The sequence below is a fragment of the Flavobacterium sp. genome (assembly GCF_047602195.1).
Taxonomy (GTDB): Bacteria; Bacteroidota; Bacteroidia; order Flavobacteriales; family Flavobacteriaceae; genus Flavobacterium.
Genome location: NZ_JASGHW010000004.1, coordinates 1,609,346 through 1,622,028, shown reverse-complemented (window position 1 = coordinate 1,622,028; position 12,683 = coordinate 1,609,346). Strand labels below are relative to the sequence as shown.

15 protein-coding genes are annotated in these 12,683 nt (G+C 45.1%); 3 read left to right on the top strand and 12 right to left on the bottom strand.

Translation table 11 applies throughout. The features are described 5' to 3' along the window. Positions 1 to 11: 11 nt before the first annotated feature. Complete coding sequence (locus QM717_RS13405; RefSeq protein ID WP_415038094.1) at positions 12 to 1,403, bottom strand: RtcB family protein; 1,392 nt, start codon at positions 1,401 to 1,403, stop codon at positions 12 to 14. A gap of 424 nt (positions 1,404 to 1,827) precedes the next feature. Between QM717_RS13405 and bshC the strand changes: the two genes are divergently transcribed. Then, positions 1,828 to 3,417, top strand: a complete 1,590-nt coding sequence (gene bshC / locus QM717_RS13400; protein ID WP_415038092.1) for a bacillithiol biosynthesis cysteine-adding enzyme BshC — start codon at positions 1,828 to 1,830, stop codon at positions 3,415 to 3,417. Between the two features lie 89 nt (positions 3,418 to 3,506). After that, positions 3,507 to 3,926: a nucleoside-diphosphate kinase gene (locus QM717_RS13395; RefSeq protein ID WP_415038090.1), complete on the top strand. Its 420-nt coding sequence runs from the start codon at positions 3,507 to 3,509 to the stop codon at positions 3,924 to 3,926. 137 nt (positions 3,927 to 4,063) lie between these two features. Here the strand turns inward: QM717_RS13395 and QM717_RS13390 are convergent, their stop codons facing one another. Then, complete coding sequence (locus QM717_RS13390; RefSeq protein ID WP_415038089.1) at positions 4,064 to 4,360, bottom strand: DUF721 domain-containing protein; 297 nt, start codon at positions 4,358 to 4,360, stop codon at positions 4,064 to 4,066. Then, positions 4,341 to 4,778, bottom strand: a complete 438-nt coding sequence (locus tag QM717_RS13385) for a lipocalin family protein (protein ID WP_415038087.1) — start codon at positions 4,776 to 4,778, stop codon at positions 4,341 to 4,343. Before QM717_RS13385 ends, QM717_RS13390 begins: the two co-directional genes overlap by 20 nt. A gap of 167 nt (positions 4,779 to 4,945) precedes the next feature. Between QM717_RS13385 and QM717_RS13380 the strand changes: the two genes are divergently transcribed. Continuing rightward, positions 4,946 to 6,031 carry a serine hydrolase domain-containing protein gene (locus tag QM717_RS13380; protein WP_415038086.1) on the top strand — a complete coding sequence of 362 codons (1,086 nt, stop codon included), beginning with the start codon at positions 4,946 to 4,948 and terminating at the stop codon, positions 6,029 to 6,031. Positions 6,032 to 6,211: 180 nt separating this feature from the next. Here the strand turns inward: QM717_RS13380 and ftsY are convergent, their stop codons facing one another. The 9 genes from ftsY to QM717_RS13335 all read right to left on the bottom strand — a co-directional run bounded on the left by ftsY (position 6,212) and on the right by QM717_RS13335 (position 12,629). Further along, positions 6,212 to 7,192 carry a signal recognition particle-docking protein FtsY gene (ftsY, locus tag QM717_RS13375; protein WP_415038084.1) on the bottom strand — a complete coding sequence of 327 codons (981 nt, stop codon included), beginning with the start codon at positions 7,190 to 7,192 and terminating at the stop codon, positions 6,212 to 6,214. Positions 7,193 to 7,485: 293 nt separating this feature from the next. After that, positions 7,486 to 7,638: a DUF4295 domain-containing protein gene (locus QM717_RS13370; protein WP_415038082.1), complete on the bottom strand. Its 153-nt coding sequence runs from the start codon at positions 7,636 to 7,638 to the stop codon at positions 7,486 to 7,488. A gap of 7 nt (positions 7,639 to 7,645) precedes the next feature. Further along, positions 7,646 to 7,828, bottom strand: a complete 183-nt coding sequence (rpmG, locus tag QM717_RS13365; protein WP_415038081.1) for a 50S ribosomal protein L33 — start codon at positions 7,826 to 7,828, stop codon at positions 7,646 to 7,648. A 23-nt stretch (positions 7,829 to 7,851) separates the two neighbouring features. Then, complete coding sequence (gene rpmB, locus QM717_RS13360) at positions 7,852 to 8,094, bottom strand: 50S ribosomal protein L28 (RefSeq protein ID WP_415038079.1); 243 nt, start codon at positions 8,092 to 8,094, stop codon at positions 7,852 to 7,854. A gap of 96 nt (positions 8,095 to 8,190) precedes the next feature. Then, entirely contained in the window at positions 8,191 to 9,447 is a 1,257-nt protein-coding gene (locus tag QM717_RS13355) for a competence/damage-inducible protein A (protein ID WP_415038078.1), read from the bottom strand. 525 nt (positions 9,448 to 9,972) lie between these two features. Then, entirely contained in the window at positions 9,973 to 10,320 is a 348-nt protein-coding gene (locus QM717_RS13350) for an Hpt domain-containing protein (protein ID WP_415038076.1), read from the bottom strand. Further along, positions 10,320 to 10,928, bottom strand: a complete 609-nt coding sequence (locus tag QM717_RS13345; RefSeq protein ID WP_415038074.1) for a fumarylacetoacetate hydrolase family protein — start codon at positions 10,926 to 10,928, stop codon at positions 10,320 to 10,322. The genes QM717_RS13350 and QM717_RS13345 overlap by 1 nt, the downstream gene beginning before the upstream one ends. A gap of 78 nt (positions 10,929 to 11,006) precedes the next feature. Then, positions 11,007 to 11,783 carry an exonuclease domain-containing protein gene (locus QM717_RS13340; protein ID WP_415038072.1) on the bottom strand — a complete coding sequence of 259 codons (777 nt, stop codon included), beginning with the start codon at positions 11,781 to 11,783 and terminating at the stop codon, positions 11,007 to 11,009. A gap of 162 nt (positions 11,784 to 11,945) precedes the next feature. Next, positions 11,946 to 12,629, bottom strand: coding sequence for a hypothetical protein (locus tag QM717_RS13335; protein ID WP_415038070.1), 684 nt, complete (start codon positions 12,627 to 12,629; stop codon positions 11,946 to 11,948). Positions 12,630 to 12,683 lie beyond the last annotated feature (54 nt).

Here is a 12,683-nt window from a genome sequence, read left to right as displayed (position 1 = left end):
AATTAATTTTTTTAGCGGTCCATTCTCACGATTTTGGGCGTGAATGTCCCGAGGATTTCTACTAATTCTGTTTGGTTGGCCATGACTTTGGTGATGTCTTTATAGGCCATCGGGGCTTCATCTACGTTGCCACCGATCAGCGTCACCTCATGCGCTTGCAATACCTTCTTGATTTCGCTTGGCGTGAATGTGCTCCTGCATTTGGCGCGCGAGAACAACCGGCCTGCACCGTGCGATGCCGAATTCAGGCTTTCCGGATTGCCTTTGCCACGCACGATGTAACCCGGTGCGGTCATCGATCCCGGAATGATGCCGAGCGCCGCTTCGTGTGCCGGTGTCGCGCCTTTGCGGTGCACGATGCACTGTTTGCCGTTTACCATTTCTTTCCACGCAAAATTGTGGTGGTTTTCGATCGTGACGACGGTTCGTTTGCCGAGTGCTTTGGCAATTCTGCGGTGGATGTCATCGTGGCAAGCCTTGGCATAATCGCCGGCGAGGTTCATCGCGAGCCAGTATTCCTGTCCATCGTGCGTATTGAGGTCGAGCCAAGCCAAATGCTGCACATTCTTCGGCAATGGACATTGTTTGGTCGCCAAATAGGTGTAATGCTTGGCGATGTTCGCCCCGAGTCCGCGCGAGCCGCTGTGCGACAACACGGCGAAATATTCCCCGTTTCCGATTTTCCATTCGGGCAGCGCGTTTTGTACGTTGACTACACCGAATTCGACGAAATGGTTGCCGCCGCCTGAAGTCCCGAGTTGCTTGTAGGCTTTGTCCAAAAGTCCCTTGAGCAATGGAATGTCGCGGAATTCGCTTCGGTAGAACACCTCATGGTCGGCTTTGATCTTGTGCGTTTCGTTCATGCCGAACCTCGTGTGCTCCTGGAGGATTGCCTGCAACTGGTGGTCTTTTCCTTTGAGGAACGACGCGGGCAAATCGAAAATCGACAGGCTCATGCGGCAACCGATGTCCACACCGACGCCATAAGGAATCACGGCATTGTCGGTTGCGAGTACGCCACCAATCGGCAATCCGTAACCCGAATGCGCATCGGGCATCAAGGCGCCAGCGACCGAAACCGGCAATTTGAGGCTTTCGTACAATTGGAACTTGGCCTGCTCGTCGATTTCATTTTCACCGAAAATCGAGAACGGCGCGCGGGTCGTCCTGAGCTGCTGCATCCTGACCTGTACCGGATTGACGAGTCCTTCGGCCACCTTGCCCCAAGTGCCGTGGCCCTTGAATTTTTCGGGTTCGAGCAGTACTTGTTTGGCTTCGCTGAGGATGCTTTCTTTCTTTTCTTTTTTGCGGTAGCGGTTGATTTGCCCCAAGGCAATATTGATTGAATTGTTTTTGGGAAAACCCAATTTGATCAGGTCTTTCCCGGATAATTTATTTCCCATAATATTTAAAAATTGTTATAGTTGCAGACCACGATGAATCGTGTGAATGCAGGCATTTTATCCGATGGATAAATGGAAAGGTCGCGGGAAATTTTTAGGAATTGATCCAAATAAAAAAGCCCGAATTACATAGCTTCGGGCTTTCTCTTATCTTGAATCGTTAGAATCTAGGATTGCGAAAAGCCACGAAGACCAGCTCCACCAAATCGATTTGGCGAAAAGCTTTTGAGGGATGATTGTTGTACAAACATTTTTCTTCGTTTTAAGAATTAGCAAATTTTCGAGTGCAAATATTTAGAATAGTTTTTTTAATTTCCTAATATTTTCTTAAAAAATTAAAATCCTTATTTGCCAACCCTTTGTTAAAGCCGCTTTCAATTGCTTAATTTTTGTAATTTTACAATCCAATTTAGCCAAACCAACTATGCCAACCGACTGTATCAGCTACCAGAGTTCCGGATATTTCACCCCTATCATGAATGATTATCTCGAACAGAAGTCGTCGCTGCAGCCGTTGTACAATCGGTTTCCGTCCCTCGGGAATTTCGGGGCGCAGATTACCGAGAAGCAAAACAATTTCAACAACGATTTCCGCAAAACACTCGTCGAGGTACTGCATCGGCAATATCAATCGCTCCAGGTTTCGGGCTTGACCAACGCCAACATCGAAGCGTTGAAAAATCCGAATACGTTTACGGTAACGACGGGCCACCAACTCAATTTGTTTACGGGACCGTTGTATTTTTTGTACAAGATTATTTCGGCGGTCAACCTCGCCAAGGAACTCAAGGCCAAATACCCGTATTGCGATTTTGTTCCCGTGTATTGGATGGCGACCGAAGACCACGATTTCGAGGAAATCAATTACTTCAATTTCAAGGGCAAGAAATTCAGATGGAATCGCGAAAGCACTGGGCCAGTCGGCCGTTTGTCGACCAAAGGTTTGGAAGAAGTTTTTGAGGTTTTCGCCCATGAAACCGGCTCGGGAAACAACGCCGCTTTCATACGAAATCTGTTTGAAAAGACTTATCTCACTCACGAAAACTTGGCCGATGCGACCCGTTACTTGGCCAATGAATTGTTTGGCAAACAAGGATTGGTGATCATCGATGCAGACGAAGCCGAACTCAAACGCGAATTCATTCCGTACATCAAACAAGAATTGTTGCAGCAAACGGCCTTCAAGAACGTAACCGAAACGATTGAACAACTCAAGGATTACGACGTCCAGGTCAATCCGCGCGAAATTAATCTGTTTTACATCGGCGAAAATTTGCGCGAAAGGATTGTTCAAATGGATGGAAAATACCAGGTCAACAACACTTCGATCCAATTCAGCGAGAGCGAAATATTGGCCGAACTCGAAAGCCATCCCGAAAATTTCAGTCCAAATGTAATTTTAAGGCCGTTGTACCAGGAAGTCATTTTGCCCAATTTATGCTACATCGGTGGCGGAGGCGAATTGGCCTATTGGCTCGAACTCAAATCGCTTTTCGATGCGGTGAAGGTGCCTTTCCCGATGCTGCTGCTCAGGAATTCGGTATTGCTCGCCACCCAAAAACAAGCGCAGAAAGCCGATAAATTGGGGGTGAGTTGGCAGGATTTGTTTGCCAAACAAGCCGATTTGAAGAATCTCAAAATCAAATCCCTGTCGGAATTCCCGATCGATTTGACTCCACAGAAAGAAACGCTTCAAAAGCAATTCGCCGACTTGCACGTCATAGCAGAACAAACGGACAAATCGTTCTCAGGCGCCGTAAAAGCACAGGAAACCAAACAAATCAAAGGACTCGAAAATCTCGAGAAACGTTTGCTTAAGGCGCAGAAGCGCAAACACGCCGACGAATTGGAACGCATCACCGACCTGCAAAACGAACTCTTTCCGAACAAAAGCCTGCAGGAACGCCAGGCCAATTTTGCCGAATTTTATATTGAAAGCGGCCAATCGCTCATCGACAAACTGTCGGCCGAACTCCATCCGTTGGCCAACGATTTCAACATCCTCGTTTTATAATTTCAGGCATCGCTAAATCGGCGTGAATTTCATTTTGATATTGGTTTTATTCGCCTTACTTTTGCACACGAAAATTTAAAACACAAAAAATGGCAACGAATAGAACATTTACCATGATCAAGCCCGATGCAGTAGAAGCTGGACACATCGGAGGCATTATCAACATGATTACAGAAGCGGGTTTCAAAATCGTTTCTTTGAAATTGACGCAATTGACTGTAGCTGATGCGCAGAAATTCTACGAAGTGCACGCTGCGCGTCCGTTCTACGGAGAATTGGTGGAGTTCATGTCAAGAGGTCCGATCGTTGCCGCTATCTTGGAAAAAGAAAACGCAATCGAGGAATTCCGTACTTTGATCGGTGCCACCAACCCGGCTGATGCGGCTGAGGGAACCATCCGTAAAAAATACGCCAAATCAATCGGTGAAAATGCCGTTCATGGTTCAGACAGCGATGAGAACGCTGCGATTGAAGGCGCTTTCCACTTTGCAGGGAGAGAGCAGTTCTAATTAGATTATCAGATTGTCGGAAACGCCCTGCGAGCTTTAGATTTTCGGAATCTCAAAATAAAAATCCCACTTCAAACGAGGTGGGATTTTATTTTTCTGACAATCTATAGCGAAGCGTTTTCGAAAATCTGAAAATCTCACCTCAACACCACTTCCTTCACCACTTCCCTACCCAATTCCTCATTGATCATCTGGATGATTTTGTGCTTGCCGTAGCTAAGTTCCTCGCGCAGCACCGCCGATGTCAACTCGACATACAACGTATTGCCTTTGAGTGCAATGTTCCGCGTATAGGTATTGACGCCGTTGCCCATGAGGTTTTTCCACGCATCGGCCACCGAAACCGCATCGATTCCGGGTTGGAGTTTATTGGCCGAGATGATTTCTTTGAGCACATCGCCAATCGGGCTGTCGTTAGCGCGTCTTTTTGCCATCCGCATCGAGGTTTATGGGGTCGGTTTTCTTGTAATGGTATTCGTTTTTCTCTTTGTTGCGCAGCACCATGACGCTGTCGGTCACTTCAAGCAATTGCTCGCGCCACTTGGTATAATCGGTTTGGTATTCGAGAAAAGTTTGGTCTTTTTCATTGACAATCTTGACTTTTTCCGAAAGCGCATTGGTCAAAAACTTCCCATCGAGCTGCGGCATCACTTTGGTGCGTGTTCCCGCATCGCCCTTGATTTCAAAATAATCGTAGGTTTCGTTGATCGGGTAATCCTTTTTTTCACCATCGGGCAAGACTACATAATCGATTTCCCAATAACCGTTGAGCTTGGCCAAATCCTTGGGATCGATCGGTTTGGCACACGACAACAACAATAAAAAAGAGAGAAGGGCAATGCATTTTTTCATATTGTAAAAGTAATTTTTTAGGAGCTAATTCCTGCTCTCGCCTTTATCTTTTTTTTTACAAAAAAAGGATACCGGCTCCATCAGGGCTAGGGCATCGCAATAAATTACACGATGCGATTAAACTATTGCGTACCTTCGGATTCTAAAAGCCACAAATTCTGACCATCATGCTACGTAAACCAACACCAATGCTATTCTTCGTCTTGTCTTTTTTCCTGCTTTCGTGTTCGTCTTCGGATGATCCGGCAAACCCGACCGATCCCACACCTTCAGAAGCCATGTATTTCCCACCGCTTTCGGGTAATACTTGGGAAACGAAATCCTTGGAACAACTCGGGTGGAACCCATCGGCCGTACAACCTTTGCTCGACTACCTCAACGAGAAACACACCAAAAGTTTCATCGTTCTGGTCAATGGCAGAATCGTCATGGAAAATTACATGAACGGCCACGCCGCCGATTCGCCCTGGTATTGGGCCAGTGCGGGAAAAACCCTGACCGCCGCGATGACTGGAATTGCACAACAGGAAGGTTTACTCAATATCAATGATAAAGTCAGTACGCATTTGGGCGCTTGGACGAGCGCCACGGCCGCACAGGAAAATGCCATACAAATCAGGCATCTGCTCACGATGACCTCCGGACTCAACGATGCGACCAACGAAGATTGTGTCGCCCCGGAATGTTTGACTTACCTCGCCGCACCCGGAACACGCTGGGCCTACGACAATGTCTATGTCAAATTGCAGGATGTCGTGGCCGCGGCTTCGGGAACGAGCTGGAACAATTACTTCAACACCAAACTCCGCAATAAAATCGGGATGACCGGTAGCTGGATCCAAACCGGCTACCTGAGTGTGTATGGAAGCACCACGCGCAGCATGGCACGTTTCGGATTACTGATGCTCAACAACGGGAATTGGGACGGGCAACAAATCATCAATGCCGATTATTGCCAAACCGCCACGATGCCGTCGCAAACGATTAATAAATCTTATGGTTATCTGTGGTGGATCAATGGCGAAAGCAGTTTTCATTTGCCGCAATCGCAGTTCGAGTTTCCGGGAAGCATCATCCCGTCGGGGCCGGCAGATATGTATATGGCTTTGGGCAAAAATGACCAGAAGATTTATGTCGTGCCTTCCAAAAAAATGGTTGTCATCCGAATGGGCGATGCCGCCGACGAAGAAACCATGGCGCTTTCGGATTTTGATGAAGTATTGTGGCAGAAGATCAACGCGCTGTATAATTAGACCGCTACACTGATAGAGAAAAGACCACTGCGTTGAAAGACCGCTTCGCTAATAGAAGAAAGAAGAAAGAAAAAGCCGAGAATCAGAAACTAAATCTTGATTCTCGGCTTTCATTTATCTAGCAACGCAGTGGTCTTGGCTCTTGCAACGCAGTGGTCTTGCAGCACAGCGGTCTCTTTTCTACTTAAAAAACGAATCCACAAATTCATACTTGTTAAACACCTGCAAATCGTCGATACCTTCGCCAACTCCAATGTATTTGACCGGAATCTGGAATTGATCGGAGATGCCGATGACGACGCCACCTTTGGCCGTACCGTCGAGTTTGGTCACGGCGAGTGCCGAGACTTCGGTGGCCGCGGTAAATTGTTTCGCCTGTTCGAATGCGTTTTGTCCGGTCGAACCGTCGAGTACGAGCATCACATCGTGCGGGGCATCGCCGACGACTTTCTGCATGACGCGCTTGACTTTCGTGAGTTCGTTCATCAGGTTGACTTTGTTGTGCAGACGACCCGCGGTATCGATGATGACGACATCGGCGTTTTGCGAAACGGCAGATTGCAACGTATCGAATGCGACGGATGCCGGATCGGAACCCATTTGCTGTTTGACAATCGGCACGCCAACGCGGTCGGCCCAGATTTGGAGTTGGTCGATCGCCGCGGCACGGAACGTATCGGCGGCACCGAGCACAACTGAATAACCCGCTTTCTTGAATTGGTTCGCGAGTTTCCCGATGGTGGTCGTTTTGCCTACACCGTTGACCCCGACGACCATAATCACGTATGGTTTCTTGTCAGCTGGAACAGTGAATTCGGAGGCGACATGCGTGTTGGTTTCGGACAACAGTGCGGCAATCTCGTCGCGCAAGATACGGTTGAGTTCGTCGGTACCGAGGTATTTGTCTTCGGCGACGCGCTTTTCGATGCGTTTGATGATTTTGAGCGTGGTTTCTACGCCGACATCGGAGCCCACGAGCACTTCTTCTAAATTGTCCAGCACCTCATCGTCTACCTTTGATTTTCCGGCGACGGCTTTGGTGAGTTTGGAGAAGAAACTGGTTTTGGTTTGCTCGAGCCCTTTGTCGAGGGTTTCGCGTGCTTCTTCGGTGAAGTTGGCTTCTTTTTTATCGGAGGAGAATAATCTTTTGAAAAAACTCATTTGAATTAGATAATTAGTCAATTAGATAATTAGAAAATGTGTGCGCGACTGAATTGTCTAATTGACTCATTTTCTAATTGACACATTTACAGCCCGGATGGCAGTGGAAAGCCCGCAGTTATGAAGGCTTGCTTTTTGAAGATTGCCGCGGCGACCAAAGGAAGCCGACGGGAATTTTACAAAAAGTGCCTGAATAGCGAGGACTTGCAGCGTACAGCCGGAACAGCTACAAAGATAAAACAAAAAAGCTACTTCCAAATGAAAGTAGCTTTTCAAATATTGTAAAATCCTGATTATTTCTTTTTCAGGAACTCGTCTGCCAATTCTGGAGCCATGATACCTTCAACGAAAGTGTAAGCACCAGTCTTTGGAGATTTCACCATCTTGATCACTTTTGACAATCTTTTAGATTGCGTCTGGAGGGTTGCTACGGTTTTCTTTGCCATGACTTAATTATTTAATCTCTTTGTGAACAGTAACTCTTTTGAGTACTGGGTTGAATTTTTTAATCTCCAAACGGTCTGGAGTATTCTTTTTGTTTTTAGTCGTGATGTAACGTGAAGTTCCTGGCATACCAGTCCCTTTGTGCTCTGTACACTCTAAAATTACCTGAATTCTATTGCCTTTCTTTGCCATCTTGGTATATAATTTTTAACGGATTATTTCAAAGAAATGAAACCTTCTTGCTCAGCTTTTTTCAAAACTGCAGCAATTCCGTTTTTATTGATTGTTTTAATTGTAGAAGCAGCTACTCTTAATGTAATCCATCTGCCTTCTTCAGGAAGATAGAAACGCTTTTTAACTAAGTTCACAGAGAATTTTCTCTTAGTTTTATTCATAGCGTGGGAAACATTGTTTCCGGTCATCGCTCTTTTACCTGTAAGGTCACAAACTCTTGACATTATGCTTTTCTTTTATCGTTATTCAAAATCAGGGTGCAAAGAAAAGAAAAATAAACCTTACTGCAAAATAAATATTTGAGATTTTTTCTATTTTTTTTATTTGCTTTTTAAAATCTCTTTTTGCAGCATTTCAAGGCTTTTCATCACGGCACGGTCGATGACTTTTTCACGCGGTTGGCCGAAGTTGTGCTTCTCGACAATCGTTTCGGTTGGCGTGGCGAGCGCTACGAAAACCACACCGACTTCCTCGGGCGTGTCATCGGTGGTCGGACCGGCGTTTCCAGTCACACCGATACCGTAATCGGTATGGAGCATTTGGCGGATGTTTTGGGCAAGTTCTTGGGCGACTTCGGCCGAAACAACCGAGTGTTTTTGAATCGTCTCTTTCGACACACCGATCAAATCGATTTTGACCTGTTTGTCATAGGCCACGATGCTTCCCTTGAAATATTTGGACGAACCTGGAATCGACGTCAACGTCTGGGCGATCTTGCCGCCCGTACAGCTTTCGGCCGTCGAAACGGTCTTGCTTTTTTGCGTGAGCAGTTTGCCGAGTTGGACTTCGATTGTTTCCGAATCATCAAATCCGACGATGATCTCGCCGATGATTTGCGTGAGCGCTTCGACTTTTTGCGCAATGGTCTGCTCGAGCAATTGTTTGTCGGTGCCACGCGCGGACAAACGCAAACGGACACGACCCGGGCTCGGCAGATAAGCGAGTTTGATGAATTCGGGTAAATTGTTTTCCCAATCGGCGATTTTGTCGGCGAGCATGCTTTCGCCCATGCCGTAAGTCAAAATCGTTTTATGGATGATGTAGGGCCGTTTGTATTCGGCGGCGATTTTGGGAATGATGACGTTTTCGATCAAGCCTTTCATTTCATACGGAACACCCGGAAGCGACATGAAGACGGTGTTTTCCTTTTTCATCCACATGCCGGGCGCGGTACCGAATTGGTTGAACAAAACCGTCGCTTTCGACGGCACGAGCGCCTGGTCGATGTTGACCTGAAGGAGCGGTTGCTTTTTTCCGGTGAATTTTTCGAACAAATCTTCTACATGCGCCAAGACTTTGGGGTCGCTGACGAGTTCGTCCTCGAAATAATCGCAGAAGGTTTTTTTGGTAATGTCGTCTTTCGTCGGGCCGAGACCGCCTGTGATGATCACAAAATCGACTTGGTTTTGTAGTTTGGCGAACGTGTCGAGGATGTGTTTTTTGTCGTCGGAAATCGAAATCATTTCGTGGACTTCGACGCCGATTTTATCTAAAGATTTGGCGATGAATCCCGAATTGGTATCGATAATTTGGCCGATGAGGATTTCGTCGCCGATAGTGACTATGGTTGCTTTCATTTTGAGTGCCTGAGTAGCTGAGTGCCTTAGTGCCTGAGCCGTCGTAAAATTAAGAAATCGCCATCGATTCCACGTTTAAAAAAATGTGAAATTAGAAATGTTCCATTGTGCAGATAGACGTCAAATTTGTCGCAATAGCAAGTAACGACGACTACCATAAACTTTAACAAAATAGGCAGATTTTCTGTATAGGGATTATTTTTATATTCCGTAAGGAATACTTCATAGCCCCCTTCCCTAGAGCTAAAATACGATTTACTAAAATATGTTCCTTACAGACCCGAGCCTAAAGAGCGAACTGTACGAAGTAAAAAACTAGACATTTCAAAAACTAAAATCGCCATCGATTCCACGTTTAAAAAATGTGAAATTGATGACGATATTTTGTCGTTAGGATAAAACCCTAGCCCTGATGGCAGCGACATCCTTTTACAGAGCGCAGCGACGTAAAAGATATAGCGGACAGCATCCCGAATTGTCGGGACCGGCTCCTAAAAAAAATTAGGTACTCAGCTACTCAGGTGCTTATTGCAAATTAAAATCCTTCTTGATTTCCTTCACCGCTTTTTCCACCTGCGACTCGACGCTGTCGAACGTGTCGTTGATTTCCTTGCGTTTGCCTTCGCGCTTGGTCCAGGCTTCGATTTGCAGGATTTCCTCAAAGGCGAGGTTCATCCCCAAAAGATCCAGGGTCGGTTTGATTTTATGGGCGTACGCGTAAGCGAGCTTGTGGTCTTTGGTCTTGATGCCGAGCTTGACTTGCAGCAAATCGAGCGGCACTTCGGTTACGAACAAACTGATGATTTGGTTTACGAATTCCGGGTCGTTGTCGGACAAGGCGTAAACTTTGGCTAGGTTATAATTTAAGGCCATTATTTTACTGTAATTGTAAAAAGTTTGTAATTCTCTAAATATCCTTCCAGGACGTCGTTGGGCTGTACTGGCGCTACACCTTCGGGCGTTCCGGTAAAAATAATGTCCCCGGTTTTCAACGTAAAATATTGGGAAACATACGAAATGATCTCGTCTATTTTCCACAACATGTGGTTCGAATTACCTTTTTGAACTGTGGTATTATTTTTTTGCAGTTCAAAATTAATACTTTCCTGCGAACTAAAAACTTTTTTCGACATAAAGTCGCCAATCACCGCTGAACCGTCAAATGCCTTGGCTTTTTCCCACGGAAGTCCCTTATCCTTAAGCTTTTGCTGCAAGTCCCTGGCCGTGAAGTCGATCCCAACCGAGATTTCGTCCCAATATTTGTGTGCGAATTTTTTGTCAATGTATTTCCCTACGCGATTGATCTTGACGATAATTTCAAGCTCGTGGTGGACATCCTGCGAAAATTCAGGAATCACAAACGGCGACTCCTTGAGCATGGCTGTATCGGGTTTGAGGAAAATAACCGGCTCGTCCGGACGTTCGTTTTGGAGTTCTTCGATGTGTTTGGCGTAGTTGCGGCCGATGCAGATAATCTTCATAATTAGAAAATGAGTCAACTAGAAAATCAGACAATTAAAATTTGTGCATCAAAGCCATTTTCTAATTTTCTAATTGTATTAGTTTAATTTATTGTTGAGTTTACGCAATTTAATCGCCGTCAACACCTTCTTCGTATACAACGGAAATTCTGCATTCTGGATCCAACCGAAATAACCCGGTTCGTCTTCAAGCACCTTTTCGACTTTCGCGCCTTTGTGTTTTCCGAAGGTAAAAATTTCGACACCGTCTTTGTCGTAAGCAATGAATCCGGCAAAATCGGCCGATTTTTTTCTGGTCGTGAATTCCGACAATGATTTCATGTCGTTTTCGAGCTCGGGATAACGTTCGAGTTGCGCTTTGAGGATTTCATAGGTCGCCATCGTATCGGCTTCGGCCGAATGCGCATTCTCGAGCGATTTGCCGCAGTAGAATTTGAGCGCGGCACTCAAGGTGCGTTCTTCCATCTTGTGGAAAATCGTCTGCACATCGACAGAGACACGACTTTTCATGTCAAAATCGACTCCGGCGCGCAGCAATTCCTCGGCCAGCAACGGAATGTCAAAACGGTCTGAATTAAAACCTGCCAAATCCGAATCCTTGATCATGTTGTACACCTGCGACGCAAGTTCTTTAAAAGTCGGTTCATTCGCGACTTTTTCATTCGTGATTCCATGCACGGCAGTTACCGCAGCCGGAATCGGCATTTCTGGATTGACGAGCCAGGTTTTGCTTTCCTTGTTGCCGTTCGGGAACACTTTAAAGATCGAGATTTCGACGATGCGGTCCTTGGATATATCGATTCCCGTCGTTTCAAGGTCGAAGAAACAGATGGGTTTATTGAGTTTGAGTTCCATTGTATGATGTTAGAAACGCAAAGGTACTTTTTAATTGATAATTAATAATGAATAATTATCAATTAAAACCTCCTCTATCGTTAGGCGTCAACCCTAAAAACATCCAATCAGCTAAACATCAGCACTGACAACTAATTTGAGAAGCCATCAGTCCTTTGGTTTCTATTGATACCACTTTTGTTGAAAGTCTTCAAATGTCGATAAATTGCCATCGTAGCTGACCGCAATTTTTTTGCATGAAACTGTTTTCTCAAAACCTATTGCTGAAGTTCCCGCTTTTATACAAATTGAAAATGCAAAACCAGGCTTTTCCATAAACTCCTTTTTTTCTTGCTTAGTCAAGAGATAGTTATTATTGTAAAGATTGGGATCCTTGTTTTCGATTGCTCGCCAATAATTCGTAAACTTATTATTCCCGTTTTGTGTTTTCATAATAAATGTTTCTAAATCAAGAATTGTAGCATCCAACTCTCCGAGAAACTGATTTAAATAAATCCCTATCAGAATTTGTTCTTTTAATTTATCATAATACCTAATCTTATAAGTTTTTTCGAGTATCGTCAAGAAAACAGGATCAAATTTTTCATCTAAGTCATAAATATTCGACAAAGCATTTTTCAACTTTTCAATCCTGTCAAAATGGTAATGGTAATTTATTTTATCTATCGAGTGAAATACTATTATTGATTTCAAGTATTTCTCCACGGCTGTGCTCGCAAGAGTAAGACCTTGAATTATTAATTCATTATTTAGAAGACACCTTGCTGCAACATAATCGCGATACGCCAAGTCATTCAACGAAGCGCTGATAGAACATTTTTCAAAAAAAGTATAGTCTTTGCCCATAATCTCAGAATTAAATTGTTAAGCCGCCCCAATGAAGCGGCCTTTATTATTAGT

Excerpts from the sequence above, each read along its gene's own strand:
- rpmG (WP_415038081.1), bottom strand. The coding sequence starts at position 7,828 with ATGGCAAAGAAAGGCAATAGAATTCAGGTAATTTTAGAGTGTACAGAG.
- QM717_RS13385 (WP_415038087.1), bottom strand. The coding sequence starts at position 4,778 with ATGAAAAAATGCATTGCCCTTCTCTCTTTTTTATTGTTGTTGTCGTGT.
- QM717_RS13380 (WP_415038086.1), top strand. The coding sequence starts at position 4,946 with ATGCTACGTAAACCAACACCAATGCTATTCTTCGTCTTGTCTTTTTTC.
- QM717_RS13355 (WP_415038078.1), bottom strand. The coding sequence starts at position 9,447 with ATGAAAGCAACCATAGTCACTATCGGCGACGAAATCCTCATCGGCCAA.
- bshC (WP_415038092.1), top strand. The coding sequence starts at position 1,828 with ATGCCAACCGACTGTATCAGCTACCAGAGTTCCGGATATTTCACCCCT.
- ftsY (WP_415038084.1), bottom strand. The coding sequence starts at position 7,192 with ATGAGTTTTTTCAAAAGATTATTCTCCTCCGATAAAAAAGAAGCCAAC.
- QM717_RS13340 (WP_415038072.1), bottom strand. The coding sequence starts at position 11,783 with ATGGAACTCAAACTCAATAAACCCATCTGTTTCTTCGACCTTGAAACG.
- QM717_RS13370 (WP_415038082.1), bottom strand. The coding sequence starts at position 7,638 with ATGGCAAAGAAAACCGTAGCAACCCTCCAGACGCAATCTAAAAGATTG.
- QM717_RS13335 (WP_415038070.1), bottom strand. The coding sequence starts at position 12,629 with ATGGGCAAAGACTATACTTTTTTTGAAAAATGTTCTATCAGCGCTTCG.
- QM717_RS13350 (WP_415038076.1), bottom strand. The coding sequence starts at position 10,320 with ATGGCCTTAAATTATAACCTAGCCAAAGTTTACGCCTTGTCCGACAAC.
- QM717_RS13405 (WP_415038094.1), bottom strand. The coding sequence starts at position 1,403 with ATGGGAAATAAATTATCCGGGAAAGACCTGATCAAATTGGGTTTTCCC.
- QM717_RS13345 (WP_415038074.1), bottom strand. The coding sequence starts at position 10,928 with ATGAAGATTATCTGCATCGGCCGCAACTACGCCAAACACATCGAAGAA.
- QM717_RS13395 (WP_415038090.1), top strand. The coding sequence starts at position 3,507 with ATGGCAACGAATAGAACATTTACCATGATCAAGCCCGATGCAGTAGAA.
- rpmB (WP_415038079.1), bottom strand. The coding sequence starts at position 8,094 with ATGTCAAGAGTTTGTGACCTTACAGGTAAAAGAGCGATGACCGGAAAC.
- QM717_RS13390 (WP_415038089.1), bottom strand. The coding sequence starts at position 4,360 with ATGGCAAAAAGACGCGCTAACGACAGCCCGATTGGCGATGTGCTCAAA.